This window comes from Planococcus sp. 11815, assembly GCF_051096385.1.
Lineage (GTDB): Bacteria > Bacillota > Bacilli > Bacillales_A > Planococcaceae > Planococcus > Planococcus citreus.
In genome coordinates this window covers 2,293,715-2,310,119 of record NZ_CP096991.1, presented here as the reverse complement: position 1 = coordinate 2,310,119, position 16,405 = coordinate 2,293,715, and the positions used below count along the sequence as shown (strand labels likewise).

Genomic DNA, 16,405 nt, shown 5'->3' with positions numbered 1-16,405 from the left:
TTCCTGTTTTCGCCAAGCTCGCTGAGGGTATGGACAAGTAATAGTGTTAAAAGGAGGAGAAGAGAATGAATATAGAAGCCGAACGCGATCTTTTGAAGGACGAATATGGCAATTATTATGTCGTCTCCTACGCGACGAAAGATTCCTTGACAGTGGTGAATGCGGCGCTTTATCATGCTTTCAACCAAGAGCTTACAGACGAATTTGTGGCAGAAGTGAAGCGTAAATACCCAAAAGGCGTAGCCGTGGGGGTTTATTTTGCGGATCTAGTGCATGAACAGATCGAGAAACTTGAAGACCCGGAATTTCGAGGGCATATTTACGATTTAAACGAAGTGCGGAAAGAATACGATATCCATCTAAAGCCCATTTATCACGATTCACTCCATCTTTGATTAGCCGGAGGCGTACAGGAATTTCGAATCAATTCTGTTAATCAATAACTGAATATTCAATTTATCATCAGGTTGTTAGCCGTAATATTTTAAAAAAGGAGGAGAGTTAATGAAATATTGGCTTGGTTTTGGAGGGATGGCACTGATGCTTACAGTGGCCGGCTGCGGAACGCAGGATACAACCATTGAACAACCTGAAGAAGGCGCGGTACAGGAAGAGGCAGCCCAGGAAGAGGCGCCAGAAGCAGAAATGGAGGAAATGCCAGCGGAAGGCACGGGCGGTGACAGCCATGGCAGTGAACAGGCCACTGTCGATCCGTATGATTACTTCCTTGAGGATGGGTCTACTGCTAAATTTGAAGGATACGGAAATGAATTTGCCGAATTTACGCTGAAAACCGATTACATGGAAGCGAACCATGTCGCAACGTATGAAGATAATGGCGGAACCGTCGTTCTTAAAGTCTTCCGACTGCATGAGGATCGCATCGAGCTCGTTAAACAGGAAGGTGAGTTTTACGATGACTACACGGCAAGTTTCGAAGAATTGGAAGCCTTGGAAGTGATTTCAACTTACCTGGAATTTCCGATCGAAGAAGGCCAGGAAATCGGTGACGCGACTGTGGTGGAAACTGGCACAAGCTTAGAGACGCCATATCAAAATTTTGATGATGTTTTCGTGCTTGAATCAATGACAGAGGACGGTTCGATCAACCGCAATTATTTCGTGGAAGGTTACGGAGAAGTGAAACGTGAATTCCGTGCAAATGCCGATGACTCCGATGAAATGACGATCACATCTACACTCGCCTCCATCGAACTTGCCGAAGAAAAGAAGTAGACAGGCGATTTCATTGAAAAGCCCGCTGATTTAGCGGGCTTTTTCGCTGTATAATGGGCGTATCATTACTAGCTAAAGGAGAGGGTCAAGATGGGAAATATCACGATTATCGGTGCTGGCACAATGGGACATTCAATTGCATTGTCAGCGGCATGGAGCGGCCAGTCAGTAAGTATATTCGGAGTGGACGCCCGAGATCTGGAAACTGCGCAAAAAGGGTTTGAAACGAAACTGCGCCTCATGGCAGACAATGAACTGATCGACAATGAACAAACAAAGGAGATGGCGGAGCACGTGTCCTTCACGAGTTCTTTGGAAAAAGCGGTGAAAAATGCAGAATTCATCATAGAGGCTGTACCTGAAAATATAGGGTTGAAGCATCAAATTTACCAGCAGTTGGAGGGCTTGATCGCAAACGATATTATCATTGCCAGCAATAGCTCGGGGTTGATGCCGACTGCCCTCGCCGAAGGAATGAAACATCCGGAACGCTTCGTATTGACACATTTTTGGAATCCGGCACATTTAATCCCGCTCGTGGAAATCGTCGGCGGCGAGAAAACCAGTGAACAAACCTTACAACGAACGAAAGCGCTCATCGAGCAGATGAACAAGCAAGCTGTACTATTGAAAAAAGAACTCCCTGGCTTTATCGGCAACCGGCTTCAATTCGCTTTGTTCCGTGAAGCACAGGCTTTGCTGGATGCGGGGGTGGCGTCAAAAGAAGATATCGATGCTGCCGTCACGTATAGCATCGGCAGGCGCTTGCCAGTAACCGGTCCGCTGCAGACGGCGGATCTCGGCGGTTTGGATATTTTTTATGCGATTTCGGATTATCTGTTCGAGGACCTGTCGACAGAACAAAAGCCGGGCCGCACGCTGAGTGAATTAGCGAAAAGTGGCAAGCTTGGGACCAAGACAGGAAGCGGCTTTTACGAGTGGCCGGAAGCGCAATCGAGAGCTGTGCAAGCTGAACGGGAAGAAGTGTTGATCCATTTCCTTAAACAGGATATGGAAAAAGAATGATATAGGCTCATCATTTCTCTATCAGCCTAAAGTCTGAAATTAATCAGAATTATAAGAAAAGTCTTTCAATTTGACGTGGAGGCGATATAATAAACAATTATAATCAAAAGGGAGATGAGGCAAATGACCGATTTGAAAAACGATTCGCTGGACTTGCATAGACGGCATCAAGGGAAATTGGAGATTCGTTCAAAAGTGGCTGTGGAAAACGAGAGGGATTTGAGCCTCGCCTACTCTCCTGGCGTAGCCGCACCGTGCCGTGAAATTCATGCGGATCCAAGCAAAGTGCATGAATACACGATGAAAGGCAATACGGTAGCGGTCATTACTGACGGCACAGCGGTGCTTGGGCTCGGCAATATCGGCCCGCAAGCAGCGCTTCCGGTCATGGAAGGAAAAGCTTTATTGTTCAAGGAATTTGCCGGTGTGGATGCATTCCCAATCTGCCTGGATACGACAGATGCCGAAGAAATCATCCGAACCGTCAAATTGCTCGAACCTGGCTTTGGCGGCGTCAATCTGGAAGACATTGCCGCCCCGACTTGCTTTATCGTGGAGCAGCGCCTGAAACAGGAAATGAACATCCCGGTGTTCCATGATGACCAGCACGGCACCGCGATCGTCACGCTTGCCGGACTGATCAATTCATTGAAATTGGTCGAAAAGGAAATCGAAGATGTCAAAGTGGTCGTGAACGGCGCCGGTGCGGCAGGCATCGCCATCGTTAAATTGCTGGCGAAATTCGGGTTTGGCCATATCGTCATGTGCGACACAAAAGGCGCGATTTATAACGGGCGCCCGAATGGCATGAATCCCTTCAAGGCGGAAGTTGCGGAAATGAGCAATTATCAGATGGAACAAGGGCAGTTGGCAGATGTCATTGTCGGTGCTGACGTTTTTGTCGGCGTATCGGCAGAAGGCGCATTGACGGAAAGCATGGTGCGCTCGATGAATGAAGAGCCGGTCATCTTTGCGATGGCGAACCCGAATCCTGAAATCTTGCCGCATGCCGCGAAATCAGCCGGTGCACGGGTCATCGGGACAGGGCGTTCCGATTTTGCCAACCAGGTTAATAATGTGCTGGCGTTTCCCGGATTGTTCCGTGGCGCACTTGATGTACAGGCGAGCGACATTAACGACGCGATGAAAATCGCGGCAGTTGAAGCGATCGCCGCCTTGATCGCCACCCATGAACTTCACGAAGATTATGTGATACCGAAGCCGTTCGATCCGCGTGTGGCACAGGCGGTCGCCGAAGCAGTCGCTAGGGCTGCCGAAGAAACGGGCGTTGCCAAAGTATCGCTCAAAGAGCCTGCCCAGCAGATTGTCTTATAATAAATAGAAGAAAGCCTGAATTCCCTCCCCCTGGAATTCAGGCTTTCTTAGGTTTAGTGGCGGTAGGATGCAAAGGCATGAAAAAAGACCGTCCGACCCATCAGCTTGATGACGAGTCGGACGGTCTTTTTGAATGAACAAAATTAATCGGCGACGCTGAGCCCTTTGGCGATCGCAATTTTTTCGAGTGCTTGGCTGAAGTCGTTGATCAAGTCATCGGGATGCTCGAGTCCTGCGGAAAAGCGCAGAAGCCCATCGGTGATGCCGCGCTTTTCGCGTTCAGCGGGCGGCATTGCGGCATGGGACATCGTGGCCGGATAGGACAAGATCGATTCGACGGCGCCGAGGCTGACGGCGAACACAGGGATTTCCAAAGCATCTACGAGAATGCGGGCGGCGTCCTTATCCGCCAGGCGGAATGACAACACACAGCCTGCGTGGCTTGCTTGGCGGCTATGGATCGGATTTCCGGGATGGAATGAGAAGCCGGGATAATAGACTTCTTCGACAAGCGGGTGCCTATGCAGATACTCGGCAATGCGGGCGGTCGTCTCGCCGGATTGTTTTGTGCGGGCGCCGAGCGTTTTGATGCCTTGGATCAATGTATAGGAATCCTGTGCGCCGAGCACAGATCCGAATGTATTTTGGATGAATGCCAATTGTTCGCCGAGGCCGGCATCTTTTGTCACCGCAAGGCCGGCCGTGATGTCACTATGGCCAGACAGGAACTTCGTCGCGCTGTGGAGCACGATATCCGCGCCGAGTTCAAGCGGGTTTTGGTAAAGCGGCGTCATAAAAGTATTGTCGACGAAAGTCATGGCGTCGTTTGCTTTCGCCAGTTTAGCAGCCATTTCAATATCGGTGATTTTCATGACGGGATTGGAAGGCGTTTCAATGTAGACCACTTTCGTGTTCGGCTGGAACGCTGCGGCCACTTCGCCAAGGTCGGTCATGTCGACGAATGTATAATCGACTTTGAATTTTTCCAGCACTTCCGTAATGAAGCGATAAGTGCCGCCGTAAACGTCTTCCGAGACCAGCACATGGTCGCCGGCTTTCAACAGCATGAAGGCCGATGAGATGGCTGCCATGCCGGAAGAAAAGGCCAAGCCCCGCGCGCCGCCTTCAAGTTTGGCGATCGTTTCTTCAAGCGATTTGCGCGTCGGGTTGCCGGAGCGGCTGTAATCAAACGGCCCGAACGAATCGATGCTTTCCTGATGGAAAGTCGATGATAAATAGATCGGCACATTGACTGCGCCTGTTAATGGATCGATGCCTGCTGAATGGATCAATTTGGTCTCGCGTCGTTCACTCATGGGAAACGACCTCCTTTTCCAGTTTGGCCAAGGCTTGTGACAAATCAGCGATCAAATCTTCTGCCTGCTCGACGCCTACAGAGAAGCGGAGCAGGCGGTTACAGACGCCACGTGCCGTGCGTTCTGCAACCGGCATATCGGCATGGGTCTGGGTCGCGGGATACGTGATGAAACTTTCCACGCCGCCGAGGCTCTCTGCGAATGTGATGAGCGACAGGCTCTCGAGGAATTCCCCGACCCATTGTTCTTCTCGCAGGCGGAACGACAGCATGCCGCCTTTCCCAGGATACAGCACGTCTGTCACGGTATCTTGAGATTCCAGAAAGCGGGCAAGTTCTTTGGCATTCGCTTCGTGCTGGCGCATACGCAGCGGCAAGGTTTTCAAGCCGCGGATCAACAGCCAGGAATCAAGCGGCGACAGCACAGCGCCGGCTGAGTTGTGGGCGTTGAAAAGCTGCTCGCATAACCCTGCGCCTTTTGCAGCGACGAGGCCTGCGAGCACATCGTTATGGCCGCCGATGTATTTGGTGGCGCTATGGAGTACGATATCGGCGCCGATTTTGAGCGGCTGCTGCAAGAAAGGGGTCAAAAAGGTATTGTCGACGATCAGTAAAAGATTGTGGCGCTTGGCCAGTTGTGCATACAATTCCAAATCGATCTCCTGCATCAACGGGTTGGTCGGCGTTTCAATGAAAATCGCTTTTGTATTGTCAGTGATTTTCGCTTCGGCCGTTTTCGGATCGACGAAGGGATCGTATACGGGACGGATATGGTATTTTTCCTCATATTGTTCCAGCAGACGGTAAGTGCCGCCGTAAATATCTTCAGGAAGCAAAATCTCATCGTTCGGGCGGAACAGGGAAAGGACCAGCTGGATCGCGGCCATTCCAGAGCTGCACGCAAAGCCTGCGTCGCCGCCTTCTAGATTCGCGATCCCTTCTTCGAGGAGCTGGCGTGTCGGATTTTTCGTCCGCGTATAATCATAGCCTGTGGATTTGCCAAGGCCTTCATGTTCGTAGGCGGTAGAAAGATAAATCGGGGGATTGACCGCCCCTGTGCGTTGATCGCTGCGGTTGCCGAGTTGTACCAGGCGTGTTTCTAGGCTATGTTGTGTCATGGTCCTCATCCTTTCAAATCAAAAAGCAGGGGCTTTCTTCTATGATAAGAAGAAAGCCCCTGCCGTATATGCTATCTTCTCATCTACTAGGCTTCACCTATTGGAATTAGCACCGTAACAAACACGTCCGGTTGCTGAGACTTCACAGGGCCAAATCCCTCCATCTCTCTCGATAAGAATCATTTTATATAGTTGTGGTTGGTTGATGTTTTCCATCATACGGCAATTACTTGCGAAATACAAGCGGAATATTGAAAATACTCTTGTAAATGTCCCGAAGGCGCTCGCTTTTATTTCGGAAGCTGAAATGGTATGCTGAGGTATACTTTTATCATGCCCGGCTTATACAAGGCCAGTTGCAAAGGGGTTCTGAATTATGTACATCGTCACATCGACCGTCATTGTGCCGGAAGACAAGGTGCAAGACGTCATAGAAATATACCGAAAACGATCGCGCCGTGTAGACCAGGCGGAAGGCTTCACTTCATTCCGGCTAATCCAAAACACGAAAAAGCGCCATGAACTGACCGTCCACTTGGAATGGCAATCCAAACAGGCCTACATGAACTGGGTCAAGAGCCAGGAGTTCAAGGAGATCCATGATTTGGAGAAGAATTATCCAGACCAGGAACTCGCGGGCATCGTCCCGAAAGTCCATCAATACGAAGTGGTGGCCGAATGAACCAGGAACAAAAACAGCAAATCGCGACCGACACGGCAGACGGTATATACGAAGCGTACCCGAATTTATGGGAACGTTTCGGCGATAAGGGATATGAACATACCGTCAAAGACAATCATCACCACTTGGATTACCTCGAAACCGCGTGGGAGCTGCAAAGCGAGCAATCCTTTCTAGACTATGCACTCTGGCTCGAAACGGTGCTCGTGAGCCGCAATGTCGAAACTGCGCTCATCATCGACAATTTTCAGCGGCTCATCGAAATTGTGCCGCGCTATACCGAAACAACGCAAGGAGATTTCATGCGGGGCTGCCTCGATCGCGCAGTCCGGTTATTGGAGCTCCCTCCACATAAAAGGGGCTGATCAAATGAACGAGTCAACACAGCTTTCGGATCTTTTCCTGCAAGGCCAGGAAGAGGAAGCTTTGAAATACGTCCAGGATTTCCTGGAAAGCCATTCACATGAACAGCTCTACGGCGAACTTTTGACGCCGGCGATGTACCGCATCGGGGAATTATGGGAACAAAATGAAATATCGGTAGCGGAAGAGCACTTGGCAACCGCTGTTTGCGATTTTGTCTTGTCCGCTACGGAACTGCGCAATAAAGATAAGGATGGCCGTAAAAAAGCGATGATCTTTGGGCCAGAAGGCGAAGAGCATTATATCGGGCTCAAGATGGTCGCGGCGATGTTCCGTGAAGAGGGCTATGATGTCCGCTATATGGGGCCAAATTTGCCGCTCGATTCAGCACTCGAATTGGCCGGTGACTGGCAGCCCGATGTTGTGGCATTGTCGGGTGCACTTGCACACCGCTTGCCGGTTTTGAAAACCTACGCCGAAGCTTTCTCTAAGGTGGACTCAAATCCAGCCGTCCTGATTGGCGGCAGGGCTGTCACTTTGTCGAGCTTTGCGGATTTGCGCATAAAAGGAGCGGTCGTCGTCCGGGAACTTGGTGCGCTCAGGGAATGGATCCGTACTGGAAAGGGGTCGAACGATGACACGCTCTCCACTGGCTGAATGGCCGCTTCCGGCTTTTCAATTGAACAATAGCTTTGCGGTCGTCGACTATTCGCATGAGGCAGAACAGCTTTTCGGAAAACCAAAAGGATTTTTTGAATTACTCGATGAAGGCAGCCACGCCAAAGCGGAACGCTTACTGAAAACACGCGGCAGCAAGAAACCAATCGAATTGAATTTCACCACAGCAGCCGGCTTCTTCTTGGCGGACGTCTATTACCGGTGGGATAGCGACTTTTCACTGAATCTTGTACTGGTGCCAAAAGATGAGCAAATGGCTGCCATCACGGCGCAATTGATTCGCTTGCGGGGCCGCTTGAAAGAAACGGATTATGAATTGCTCAAGGAAAAAGAACGGTCGGATGCGCTGCTGGATAAAGTGCGTGAACTTTCCGCACCGTGCATCGCAATCGGCGGAGGCTATGTGCTCATTCCGTTGTTCGGTAATTTGGATGCAAAAAAAGTTGAAGCGATCCGCCCGTATATTGTCACGCGCATCTATGAATACGAAGCCGAAACGGTCGTGATCGATTTGACGGCGATGGGTTCGGTGACGCAAGAAGGCGTCAGTTACCTGGAGTCGCTCGTGCAGACCTTGGGCGTCATGGGGATCGATGCAGTCATCACCGGCGTAAAGCCGGACCATGCCCAAAAATTGCATCTGTTGAAACGGGAAATGAATTTGCGTTTTGAAGCATCACTGGAATCCGTCCTGACAACAGCCTCAGAAAATCAGTGATAAAACCGGCCACGGGAGCCGGTTTTTTTTGGTTAGGAAGCCTAGTGACTGGATGTTTGTTTCATTTTCCATAGGGTATCCGGCGATTTTTCGGGAATACATTTAGAGAAAAGGATTATTAAAAGCTGCAGTGGAGGTGTTGGCGATGGGATCATCACATGATCATTCGCATAGCCGCAATAAAAAAACATTGCTGATCGCCTTTTTGATCATCACCAGTTATATGGTGGTCGAGGCGGTCGGTGGATATTTGACGAACAGCCTAGCGCTACTAGCTGATGCCGGCCATATGCTAAGCGATTCCATTTCGCTCGGTGTCGGCTACCTGGCTTTTTCCATTGGCGAAAAAGCAGCCGACCAAATGAAGACTTACGGCTATAAACGTTTTGAAATTCTGGCGGCAGTCTTTAACGGCGTGACGCTCGTCTTGATTTCGTTCTATATTTTCTATGAAGCCTACCACCGGTTTTCAGATCCACCGGAAATTGCGACTTCAGGAATGTTGGCTATCGCGGTCATCGGCTTGCTCGTCAATATCCTCGTCGCGTGGATCTTGATGCGCGGCGGAGATACGAAAGAAAACTTGAACCTCCGTGCTGCTTTTTTGCATGTCTTAAGTGATTTGCTTGGCTCGGTCGGTGCAATCACGGCAGCCCTTTTGATCATTTTCTTCGGGTGGGCATGGGCAGATCCGCTGGCGAGTGTAGTTGTCGCCATCCTTGTCTTGATCAGCGGCTGGCGCGTAACGAAAGAAGCGGTGCATGTCTTGATGGAAGGCACGCCGAAAAATGTCGACCTGGAGCAAGTAGCGCAAACGATCGAAGCGTTGCCTGGTGTAAAAAGTATCCATGACTTGCATGTATGGAGCATCACGAGCGGAAAAAATGCCATGTCGGGACATGTAGTCGTCAAAGAACATATCTCGTTCAAAGACAGCCAGCAAGTGCTTAGGGATATTGAACATGCGCTGTTGGAGCTGAAAATCGGCCATGTCACTGTCCAATTGGAAAATGAAGACCACCCACATGACGACTCGATTCGCTGCCAAGGGCAAGAAGAGGCTGAAGCGGCAGGGCATCATCATCACTGAAGAAAAGAATCGACCAGTAAGGAGTGGGACCATACCGCTCCTTTTTTCTATGAAAAATACGTGTTGTATATGTTTTATCATCCAGATCACTGCTTGAACATATAAGCATATGCTGATATGCTGTATTTGGTATTACAGTATTTAAGCAAACCTAAGTATAGAAGCGGGGGAATCATCCGATGGAAGTGAAAGCGCGCGAAATAGAAATTGACAAAGCGAGCATGGTGCTGAAGCTATTAGGCGACAAGACGAGATTGTCGATGGTCAAATTGCTCGAAAAAAACGATTGCTGCGTCTGTGAATTCGTGGAAATCTTTAACGTCAGCCAGTCGGCGATCAGCCAGCACTTGCGCAAGCTTCGCGATCTCGGTTTAGTGAAGGAAAAACGCAAGGGGCAATGGATTTTCTATTCATTGAACCAGGACAGTGAATTATACGATATGCTCATGCAAGTCTTGGCATTCATTCCGAACCAGGATGAGCGCATCGAGAGATTGGTGGAGCAGGGATTGCGCATTCGTTGTGAGTAATAGTGATACGGAAAAGGTATCACGTTGAATAAACATAGAGATACTAAAAACCATTCATGGAACAAGGGAGCTAATCAATATGACGAAAAAAACATTGTACTTTTTATGCACGGGCAATTCATGCCGCAGCCAAATGGCGGAAGGCTGGGGGAAAGAAATTTTGGGCGATGACTGGCAAGTATTGAGTGCCGGAATCGAAGCACATGGCTTGAACCCGAACGCCGTAAAAGCGATGAATGAAGTGAATATCGATATTTCGAATCAAACATCTGATGTCATCGACACCGAAATTTTAAACAATGCGGATTTTGTGGTGACACTTTGCGGCGACGCGGCAGATAAATGCCCGATGACGCCGCCTCACGTAAAACGCGACCACTGGGGCTTTACGGATCCGGCGAAAGCGCAAGGTACCGAAGAAGAGAAATGGAAAGTGTTCCAATCGGTACGCGATGATATCGAAGCGCGCATCCGCCATTTCGCTGCAACTGGTGAGTAAGTGAAGTTTCGGGAGGGGGAGATTGCGCTCCAGGCCTTGCTTTCCGGGGGGCGGGCGTCGAGCCTTTGTGGCTTCGCCACATAAGTCTCGCCAGTCCCGCGCGGTCCCCCAGGAGTCAAGGCCTTCCGCTTCATCTCCAATATTAGAATGTTAAATTTTTCAAATCCAGCTGTTCTAAGTTTTGAATAGAGTAAGCATATGTGCAATTCCGTTAGTGTTATTTGATAGAACCAAACTACACAGGTTGAAGGAGAGCTGAATATGAAAAAGGTAGAAATTTTCGATCCGGCGATGTGCTGTTCGACGGGTGTTTGCGGCCCTACTGTGGACCCGGAACTGACGCGCATCGCGTCGGCCGTGTATTCACTCGAGAAAAAGGGCTTTGCAATTTCACGCCATAATTTGACGGATGATCCTGGTGCGTTTGTGGACAATAAACAAGTCAATCAAGTGCTGGTCGAAAAAGGGCCGGACGCGTTGCCAGTTGTGCTGGTCAACGGAGAAGTCGCAAAGATTGCCGAATACCCGACAACAGAAGAATTGGCAGAGTGGTTCGAGACCGCACCGTCCGAATTACATGAAAAGCCGCGTGTGCACGTGTCACTGAACATCAACAACTAAAGGAGCGTTCCTATGTATTCATTGTTCAATCCGAATCAAATGGCCGTCACCCCGTTTCTGTTTTTCACCGGTAAAGGCGGTGTCGGGAAAACTTCGACTGCGTGTGCAACAGCTGTCGCCTTAGCTGATCAGGGCAAGAAGGTATTGCTCGTCAGCACAGATCCGGCTTCCAATTTGCAAGACGTGCTAGAAGTGGAACTGACAAACGATCCGAAAGCCATTCCGTCTGTTGCCAATTTGTCCGCCTGCAATATCGATCCGGAACAAGCGGCCAAAGCTTATAAAGAAAGCGTCGTCGGTCCTTACCGCGGCAAATTGCCAGATGCGGTTCTGGCTACGATGGAAGAGCAATTATCCGGAGCTTGCACGGTCGAAATCGCGGCGTTTGATGAGTTTTCGCATTTGCTGGCAGATGAAGAGATTTTAGCGCAATACGACCATGTGCTGTTCGATACGGCACCGACCGGCCACACGCTGCGCCTTTTGCAATTGCCGACGGCGTGGAGCGGCTTTTTGGAAGACAGTACGCACGGTGCCTCATGCCTCGGCCCGCTCGCTGGGCTAGAAGGCAAAAAGGCACTGTACAAGAAAGCGGTGGATTCGCTCTCCGATGGCAACAAAACGACTTTGATCTTAGTGGCGCGCCCTGACAATTCCTCCTTGCTCGAGGCGGACCGTGCATCATTTGAATTAAAAGAAATCGGCATCAAAAACCAATTGCTCATCGTCAATGGGCTGCTTCAGACGCATCAGCCGGAAGACGCTGTATCGACAGCGTTCTACAAGCGGCAGCGTGAGGCGATCGATCGGACACCTGAAGCGTTGAAGCAAGTGATGGCTTATGCATTGCCATACGTTTCTTATTCGTTGACTGGCGTTGAAAATTTGCGCCATCTGTTCAGTTCATACGCAATTACTTCGTTCGAAACGGAAGAAGCGGGCGAGCCGCTCGACTTGCCGGGATTGAACAGCGTCATCGATGACTTATCCGAACACAATACGCGCGTCATTTTCACGATGGGCAAAGGAGGCGTCGGCAAAACTTCCGTCGCATCCGCCATCGCAGTCGGCTTATCCGAGAAAGGCCATCAAGTCCATTTGACGACGACCGACCCGGCAGCTCACTTAGCGTATACATTTGAAGGAAGCGGCACACGCGATAATTTGTCCATCAGCAGCATCAATCCAGACATCGAAGTGGCGCGTTATAAAGAAACCGTCATCGAACAGGCAGGCAGCGGGATGACTGAGGAAGAGCTCGCTTATTTGAAAGAAGACCTGGAATCGCCGTGCACCGAAGAAATCGCGTTGTTCCAAGCTTTCGCCAAAGTAGTGGAAAAATCCGAGAACGAAATCGTCGTCATCGATACTGCGCCGACCGGGCATACCTTATTGCTGCTCGATTCGACAGAAGCCTATCATAAGGAAATGAGCCGCTCGACAGGCGATGTGCCGGACAGTGTGAAAAAACTATTGCCGCGCCTGCGCAATCCAAAAGAAACAGGTGTCGTCATCGTCACCTTGGCGGAAGCGACACCGGTATTGGAAGCGGCGCGTCTCGAAGAAGACTTAAAGCGTGCCGGGATCGAGCCGAAATGGTGGGTCATTAACCAAAGCCTTTATGCTACAAATACAGCGGATGCTGTACTGACGGGACGCGCGATCTCCGAGAAAAAGTGGATTCGCAAAGTTGACGCAGAACTGGCCGAGAAATGCGCCATCATTCCTTGGCTCGAAGAAGAGAAAATTGGTTATGACCAATTGAAAGAATTCATTTTATAATAATGGAGACATCAAATGAGTTTGGAAGGAATGAGGAAAACGATGAGTGAAGCATACCAGCCATTAGTGAAAGACCGCATTTTCATCGGCGGCGCAGCAGATGCGAAAACAGCAGTTGAAAATGAAGGCATCGACGTCGTCTTCGATTTGCGCGCAGAAGCAGGGGACAGCGAAGAAAGTTATACACGCATCCATGCACCGATTGTCGACGATTCTAAAGAACATCAGGATGAGTCGATACAAGAAGCGGTGGACGGGGTTGTCACTGCGTACGAAGAAGGCAAGAAAGTCTTTTTCCACTGCGCAGGGGGCAGCAATCGCACCGGTACCGTGGCAATCGGCACTTTGCTTGCATTAGGTAAAGCGGAGACGGTTGAAGAAGCCGAACAAATGGCGACGAACGTACGTCCGATCATCAGCGTGAAGCCGGAATTGAAAGAATCGCTGCACCGTATTTTTCCGCAAGCCTAGTCCATGTAAAAGTGAAGAATAATTGAAAAGAATAGGGGAGATGGAGTTTATGATGATTACCGATGAAGCTAAGAACTATATCCAATCCATTCTGGAAGAGCAGCAAACGGAAAACTTGCGCCTTTATGCAGTCGCCGGCTGCTGCGGCCCGCAAATCGGCTTGTCGCTCGATGCACCGGAACAAAGGGATGAACTCATCGATGTGAACGGCATCCGTGTAGCGGTCTCGCCGGACGCAAAAGAAATGGCAGAGGAGCTCGCTTTGGATTTTGATACGCAAGGCGAGCAAGGCGGCCTAGTCATGATCGGTGCGCCTACTGGCTGTTAAATAGAAAAAAGAGCTCATCCGTGAGCTCTTTTTTAATGGGTTCCGTTTACTTTGATATTGTGAGAGAGAAATCAAGTGCCGAGGGCGTCTGCCTCCGGTGCTTTTTATATGAAAAATAAAAAAGCACAAATGAATAAAAAAGTCTGTTAATTAATGGGAATATTCTTTAAAGTATATACAGAGCTGAAATAGGAAAGAAGTACGACATGAAACTACAGTACAAAGGGATGGGAGATATAGAAATGGAAGTTTGGGATTTGTATGACGGGGAGCGGAACCCGCTTGGAAAGAAACATATTAGAGGCAATAAATTGCAGCCTGGCGAGTTCCACATTGTCGTGGAAGTCATTACGCTCAATGCGGATGGAAGGATTTTCATGACGCAAAGGGACCCGGAAAAACCGCTTCCGATGCTTTGGGAAACGACGGGCGGTTCCGTGATTGCGGGAGAAAGCAGTTTAACGGGGGCTCTCCGCGAGCTGGAGGAAGAAACCGGTTTATTGGCAAGACCCGATGAACTACGCTTTTTAGGCCAAATGAAAGGCGGCAATTATTTCCTGGACAGCTATGTCTGGAGATGCAAAGAACGCATCGATATGGATGCCCTGCAGCTTCAACCTGGCGAAGTGTGCGCCGCACAGTTAGTCAACTGGATTGAATTCCAGCAAATGAACCGGGAGCGCTTGATCGTGCCTTCGGTCTATCAGCGTATGGAGCATTATTTCGAGAAATTGGCCTCTTTTTCGACTTATGCATGGGATGGTTCATTCCGGTAAACGGATGAGATGCACGAATCTACAGAAAGATAGGCTGCAAAGGGGGAGGGGCCATGAAAAAACTGCTCGGTTTATTTTTTGAAGAAGACTCTGATAAACAAGACGGGGGCCAAAGCGGTTATTTTTGGGTGTTCGCAATTTGGGGATTGATTCTGTTGGCGAATGGCATTTCTGAATATTTTATTGGAAACGCATTGATCGATAATTGGTTTGTGATTTTGATGATCGGGATCGTGGCATTTTCCGCTGCAGAAGATTTCGGCAAAAAAACAAGCGAGGAGGGCGATTGAAATGAGAACGATCACCTTGGCAAATGGCGAAACCGTCGAAGTGGAATGCTTGAGCTGCGCTTTAGTGAATGGATTGATCGAACCGGAAGGCGGCGTCGTGGTAGAGACGGAGCATTTCCATGCCCATCAGGATGTGGCTTATCCCATCCCCGGCTTGATCATCCTCGCCTCAAAGCGCCATTTAAAAAGCTTGGACGAATTGACCGAAGCGGAGCGGCTCGATTACATCACGATCCTGTCGGAAATCCGTAAAGCACAGCGCGACGTCCTTGGCATCGAATCGGTCTATTATTTCTATAATGAAGATACGACGCATCATTTCCATACATGGATGGTGCCGCGCTATGAATGGATGTATGAGTTTGGGCGTTCGGTCGAGTCGGTGCGGCCCGTGCTTTTGCATGCGCGAAATGAGATGAACGATGAAGCGAATCTAAAGAGTGTCAGGCAAGCGATTTCGGAATTGACGGAAGAACTGAAGCGATGAGTAAAGTGAAAATCTTCGATGCCCATTTACATATTATCGACCCGCGATTTCCGTTGGCCGAAAATCAAGGTTATTTGCCGCCTGCATTCACCGCTTCGAATTATGTGGCCGCTGTTGAACACTTCGAAGTAACCGGAGGCGCCATCGTATCGGGCTCGTTCCAAGGCTTTGACCAATCGTATTTAGTGGATGCACTTGATACGCTCGGTGACGGGTTTGTTGGCGTGACGCAATTGCCTGCAGATACATCGGACAAAGAAATCCTAAAGCTGCACGGAAAAGGCGTACGTGCCATACGGTTTAATGTGAAGCGCGGCGGTTCAGAAACGATCGAGCGGCTTGATCATTTCGCAAGACGCGTTCATGATATCGCCGGCTGGCACGCCGAATTGTACATCGATTCAAAAGATCTGGAAGGGCTGAAAGAAACAATCAGCCGCTTGCCGGCCGTTTCCATCGATCATCTCGGCTTATCAAAACAAGGATTCCCCGAACTGTTAAAACTGGTGGAACAAGGCGTGAAAGTGAAAGCAACTGGATTTGGGCGAATTGATTTCGATCCGTCTTACGCAGTCCGAGCCATTCATGAAACTAATCCGAATGCCTTGCTATTCGGCACCGACCTGCCATCGACACGCGCGAAAACACCATTTCAGGAAAATGACGTGACAGTGATCCAAGAAGCTTTGGGCGACAGGGAAGCGGAAAAAGTTCTCTTTCGGAATGCATTGAAATGGTATGGAATTGAATAAGTTTTGCCGGGAGCAAGTAAGGGAGATCAAGGAGTGACAATAGACATACAACAGCAGAACCTTTTCATCCAACAAGCGTCCAGTTATTAACATATTGAAAAGGGGTGGGCAGATGGGCTTCTGGTACATGCTGTTGTTATTCATCGGAATTTGTTTGTTTTTTGCAGGGATTTTGCCGAAAAGAGGATTTCCGCTCGTTGTGAAAACCGGCTTGCTCGTTGGCGGTGCTCTATGCATTGGGTTTTCCTTATTCATGTTCTCGCCAGGCAGCGCGGAAATCATGGCGGATTTGCTTGGTTTATAAACGG

The 16,405-nt window shown here is 49.5% G+C and carries 22 protein-coding genes and 1 riboswitch; of the genes, 20 read left to right on the top strand and 2 right to left on the bottom strand.

Annotation, left to right across the window (positions count from 1 at the left end):
* Positions 1 to 65 precede the first annotated feature (65 nt).
* From M1Q06_RS11780 to M1Q06_RS11765, 4 genes are all read left to right on the top strand, one after another.
* Positions 66 to 395, top strand: a complete 330-nt coding sequence (locus M1Q06_RS11780) for a hypothetical protein (RefSeq protein WP_121297983.1) — start codon at positions 66 to 68, stop codon at positions 393 to 395.
* 109 nt (positions 396 to 504) lie between these two features.
* The gene (locus M1Q06_RS11775; RefSeq protein WP_434399694.1) at positions 505 to 1,236 is read left to right on the top strand and encodes a hypothetical protein; all 732 of its coding nucleotides are present in this window, start codon (positions 505 to 507) and stop codon (positions 1,234 to 1,236) included.
* A 90-nt stretch (positions 1,237 to 1,326) separates the two neighbouring features.
* Positions 1,327 to 2,262 carry a 3-hydroxyacyl-CoA dehydrogenase family protein gene (locus M1Q06_RS11770; protein ID WP_434399693.1) on the top strand — a complete coding sequence of 312 codons (936 nt, stop codon included), beginning with the start codon at positions 1,327 to 1,329 and terminating at the stop codon, positions 2,260 to 2,262.
* 123 nt (positions 2,263 to 2,385) lie between these two features.
* On the top strand, positions 2,386 to 3,597 hold the full coding sequence (locus tag M1Q06_RS11765; protein WP_434399692.1) for an NAD(P)-dependent malic enzyme: 1,212 nt from the start codon (positions 2,386 to 2,388) through the stop codon (positions 3,595 to 3,597).
* A 143-nt stretch (positions 3,598 to 3,740) separates the two neighbouring features.
* Here the strand turns inward: M1Q06_RS11765 and M1Q06_RS11760 are convergent, their stop codons facing one another.
* A complete protein-coding gene (locus M1Q06_RS11760; RefSeq protein ID WP_101190813.1) occupies positions 3,741 to 4,913 on the bottom strand; it encodes an aminotransferase class I/II-fold pyridoxal phosphate-dependent enzyme in 1,173 nt (390 codons plus the stop codon).
* Entirely contained in the window at positions 4,906 to 6,030 is a 1,125-nt protein-coding gene (locus M1Q06_RS11755) for a methionine biosynthesis PLP-dependent protein (protein ID WP_434399691.1), read from the bottom strand. The genes M1Q06_RS11760 and M1Q06_RS11755 overlap by 8 nt, the downstream gene beginning before the upstream one ends.
* A gap of 76 nt (positions 6,031 to 6,106) precedes the next feature.
* Positions 6,107 to 6,209, bottom strand: a riboswitch (SAM riboswitch).
* Between the two features lie 197 nt (positions 6,210 to 6,406).
* On the opposite strand from M1Q06_RS11755, the gene M1Q06_RS11750 reads away from it, so the two are divergent.
* From M1Q06_RS11750 to M1Q06_RS11675, 16 genes are all read left to right on the top strand, one after another.
* Entirely contained in the window at positions 6,407 to 6,712 is a 306-nt protein-coding gene (locus tag M1Q06_RS11750) for an antibiotic biosynthesis monooxygenase family protein (RefSeq protein ID WP_101190811.1), read from the top strand.
* Positions 6,709 to 7,077, top strand: coding sequence for a hypothetical protein (locus M1Q06_RS11745; RefSeq protein WP_101190809.1), 369 nt, complete (start codon positions 6,709 to 6,711; stop codon positions 7,075 to 7,077). Before M1Q06_RS11750 ends, M1Q06_RS11745 begins: the two co-directional genes overlap by 4 nt.
* A 4-nt stretch (positions 7,078 to 7,081) precedes the next feature.
* Positions 7,082 to 7,732: a cobalamin B12-binding domain-containing protein gene (locus M1Q06_RS11740; RefSeq protein ID WP_434399690.1), complete on the top strand. Its 651-nt coding sequence runs from the start codon at positions 7,082 to 7,084 to the stop codon at positions 7,730 to 7,732.
* Positions 7,710 to 8,471, top strand: a complete 762-nt coding sequence (locus tag M1Q06_RS11735) for an STAS domain-containing protein (protein WP_404334208.1) — start codon at positions 7,710 to 7,712, stop codon at positions 8,469 to 8,471. Before M1Q06_RS11740 ends, M1Q06_RS11735 begins: the two co-directional genes overlap by 23 nt.
* Positions 8,472 to 8,616: 145 nt before the next feature.
* Complete coding sequence (locus tag M1Q06_RS11730; RefSeq protein WP_434399689.1) at positions 8,617 to 9,561, top strand: cation diffusion facilitator family transporter; 945 nt, start codon at positions 8,617 to 8,619, stop codon at positions 9,559 to 9,561.
* Positions 9,562 to 9,740: 179 nt separating this feature from the next.
* Positions 9,741 to 10,091, top strand: a complete 351-nt coding sequence (locus M1Q06_RS11725; protein ID WP_434399688.1) for an ArsR/SmtB family transcription factor — start codon at positions 9,741 to 9,743, stop codon at positions 10,089 to 10,091.
* 79 nt (positions 10,092 to 10,170) lie between these two features.
* Complete coding sequence (gene arsC / locus M1Q06_RS11720) at positions 10,171 to 10,590, top strand: arsenate reductase (thioredoxin) (protein WP_112230968.1); 420 nt, start codon at positions 10,171 to 10,173, stop codon at positions 10,588 to 10,590.
* Positions 10,591 to 10,851: 261 nt separating this feature from the next.
* Positions 10,852 to 11,211, top strand: coding sequence for an arsenite efflux transporter metallochaperone ArsD (gene arsD, locus M1Q06_RS11715; protein ID WP_434399687.1), 360 nt, complete (start codon positions 10,852 to 10,854; stop codon positions 11,209 to 11,211).
* 12 nt (positions 11,212 to 11,223) lie between these two features.
* Positions 11,224 to 12,993 carry an arsenical pump-driving ATPase gene (arsA, locus tag M1Q06_RS11710; protein WP_434399686.1) on the top strand — a complete coding sequence of 590 codons (1,770 nt, stop codon included), beginning with the start codon at positions 11,224 to 11,226 and terminating at the stop codon, positions 12,991 to 12,993.
* A gap of 42 nt (positions 12,994 to 13,035) precedes the next feature.
* Complete coding sequence (locus tag M1Q06_RS11705; RefSeq protein WP_434399685.1) at positions 13,036 to 13,464, top strand: protein-tyrosine phosphatase family protein; 429 nt, start codon at positions 13,036 to 13,038, stop codon at positions 13,462 to 13,464.
* Positions 13,465 to 13,513: 49 nt separating this feature from the next.
* Positions 13,514 to 13,792, top strand: a complete 279-nt coding sequence (locus tag M1Q06_RS11700) for an iron-sulfur cluster biosynthesis family protein (protein WP_434399684.1) — start codon at positions 13,514 to 13,516, stop codon at positions 13,790 to 13,792.
* 242 nt (positions 13,793 to 14,034) lie between these two features.
* On the top strand, positions 14,035 to 14,568 hold the full coding sequence (locus tag M1Q06_RS11695) for an NUDIX hydrolase (RefSeq protein WP_434399683.1): 534 nt from the start codon (positions 14,035 to 14,037) through the stop codon (positions 14,566 to 14,568).
* Positions 14,569 to 14,621: 53 nt separating this feature from the next.
* Positions 14,622 to 14,858 carry a hypothetical protein gene (locus M1Q06_RS11690; protein ID WP_434399682.1) on the top strand — a complete coding sequence of 79 codons (237 nt, stop codon included), beginning with the start codon at positions 14,622 to 14,624 and terminating at the stop codon, positions 14,856 to 14,858.
* 1 nt (position 14,859) lies between these two features.
* A complete protein-coding gene (locus M1Q06_RS11685) occupies positions 14,860 to 15,345 on the top strand; it encodes an HIT family protein (RefSeq protein WP_434399681.1) in 486 nt (161 codons plus the stop codon).
* The gene (locus M1Q06_RS11680; RefSeq protein WP_434399680.1) at positions 15,342 to 16,097 is read left to right on the top strand and encodes an amidohydrolase family protein; all 756 of its coding nucleotides are present in this window, start codon (positions 15,342 to 15,344) and stop codon (positions 16,095 to 16,097) included. Before M1Q06_RS11685 ends, M1Q06_RS11680 begins: the two co-directional genes overlap by 4 nt.
* Before the next feature lie 112 nt (positions 16,098 to 16,209).
* Positions 16,210 to 16,401, top strand: a complete 192-nt coding sequence (locus tag M1Q06_RS11675; protein WP_274623824.1) for a hypothetical protein — start codon at positions 16,210 to 16,212, stop codon at positions 16,399 to 16,401.
* The last annotated feature ends 4 nt before the right edge of the window (positions 16,402 to 16,405 follow it).

Coding starts and splice junctions, on each gene's coding strand:
- M1Q06_RS11740 (WP_434399690.1), top strand. CDS start 7,082: ATGAACGAGTCAACACAGCTTTCGGATCTTTTCCTGCAAGGCCAGGAA.
- M1Q06_RS11750 (WP_101190811.1), top strand. CDS start 6,407: ATGTACATCGTCACATCGACCGTCATTGTGCCGGAAGACAAGGTGCAA.
- M1Q06_RS11760 (WP_101190813.1), bottom strand. CDS start 4,913: ATGAGTGAACGACGCGAGACCAAATTGATCCATTCAGCAGGCATCGAT.
- M1Q06_RS11695 (WP_434399683.1), top strand. CDS start 14,035: ATGGAAGTTTGGGATTTGTATGACGGGGAGCGGAACCCGCTTGGAAAG.
- M1Q06_RS11700 (WP_434399684.1), top strand. CDS start 13,514: ATGATGATTACCGATGAAGCTAAGAACTATATCCAATCCATTCTGGAA.
- arsA (WP_434399686.1), top strand. CDS start 11,224: ATGTATTCATTGTTCAATCCGAATCAAATGGCCGTCACCCCGTTTCTG.
- M1Q06_RS11765 (WP_434399692.1), top strand. CDS start 2,386: ATGACCGATTTGAAAAACGATTCGCTGGACTTGCATAGACGGCATCAA.
- M1Q06_RS11775 (WP_434399694.1), top strand. CDS start 505: ATGAAATATTGGCTTGGTTTTGGAGGGATGGCACTGATGCTTACAGTG.
- M1Q06_RS11680 (WP_434399680.1), top strand. CDS start 15,342: ATGAGTAAAGTGAAAATCTTCGATGCCCATTTACATATTATCGACCCG.
- M1Q06_RS11770 (WP_434399693.1), top strand. CDS start 1,327: ATGGGAAATATCACGATTATCGGTGCTGGCACAATGGGACATTCAATT.
- M1Q06_RS11755 (WP_434399691.1), bottom strand. CDS start 6,030: ATGACACAACATAGCCTAGAAACACGCCTGGTACAACTCGGCAACCGC.
- M1Q06_RS11675 (WP_274623824.1), top strand. CDS start 16,210: ATGGGCTTCTGGTACATGCTGTTGTTATTCATCGGAATTTGTTTGTTT.
- M1Q06_RS11685 (WP_434399681.1), top strand. CDS start 14,860: ATGAGAACGATCACCTTGGCAAATGGCGAAACCGTCGAAGTGGAATGC.
- M1Q06_RS11730 (WP_434399689.1), top strand. CDS start 8,617: ATGGGATCATCACATGATCATTCGCATAGCCGCAATAAAAAAACATTG.
- arsD (WP_434399687.1), top strand. CDS start 10,852: ATGAAAAAGGTAGAAATTTTCGATCCGGCGATGTGCTGTTCGACGGGT.
- M1Q06_RS11690 (WP_434399682.1), top strand. CDS start 14,622: ATGAAAAAACTGCTCGGTTTATTTTTTGAAGAAGACTCTGATAAACAA.
- M1Q06_RS11780 (WP_121297983.1), top strand. CDS start 66: ATGAATATAGAAGCCGAACGCGATCTTTTGAAGGACGAATATGGCAAT.
- M1Q06_RS11725 (WP_434399688.1), top strand. CDS start 9,741: ATGGAAGTGAAAGCGCGCGAAATAGAAATTGACAAAGCGAGCATGGTG.
- M1Q06_RS11735 (WP_404334208.1), top strand. CDS start 7,710: ATGACACGCTCTCCACTGGCTGAATGGCCGCTTCCGGCTTTTCAATTG.
- M1Q06_RS11745 (WP_101190809.1), top strand. CDS start 6,709: ATGAACCAGGAACAAAAACAGCAAATCGCGACCGACACGGCAGACGGT.
- M1Q06_RS11705 (WP_434399685.1), top strand. CDS start 13,036: ATGAGTGAAGCATACCAGCCATTAGTGAAAGACCGCATTTTCATCGGC.
- arsC (WP_112230968.1), top strand. CDS start 10,171: ATGACGAAAAAAACATTGTACTTTTTATGCACGGGCAATTCATGCCGC.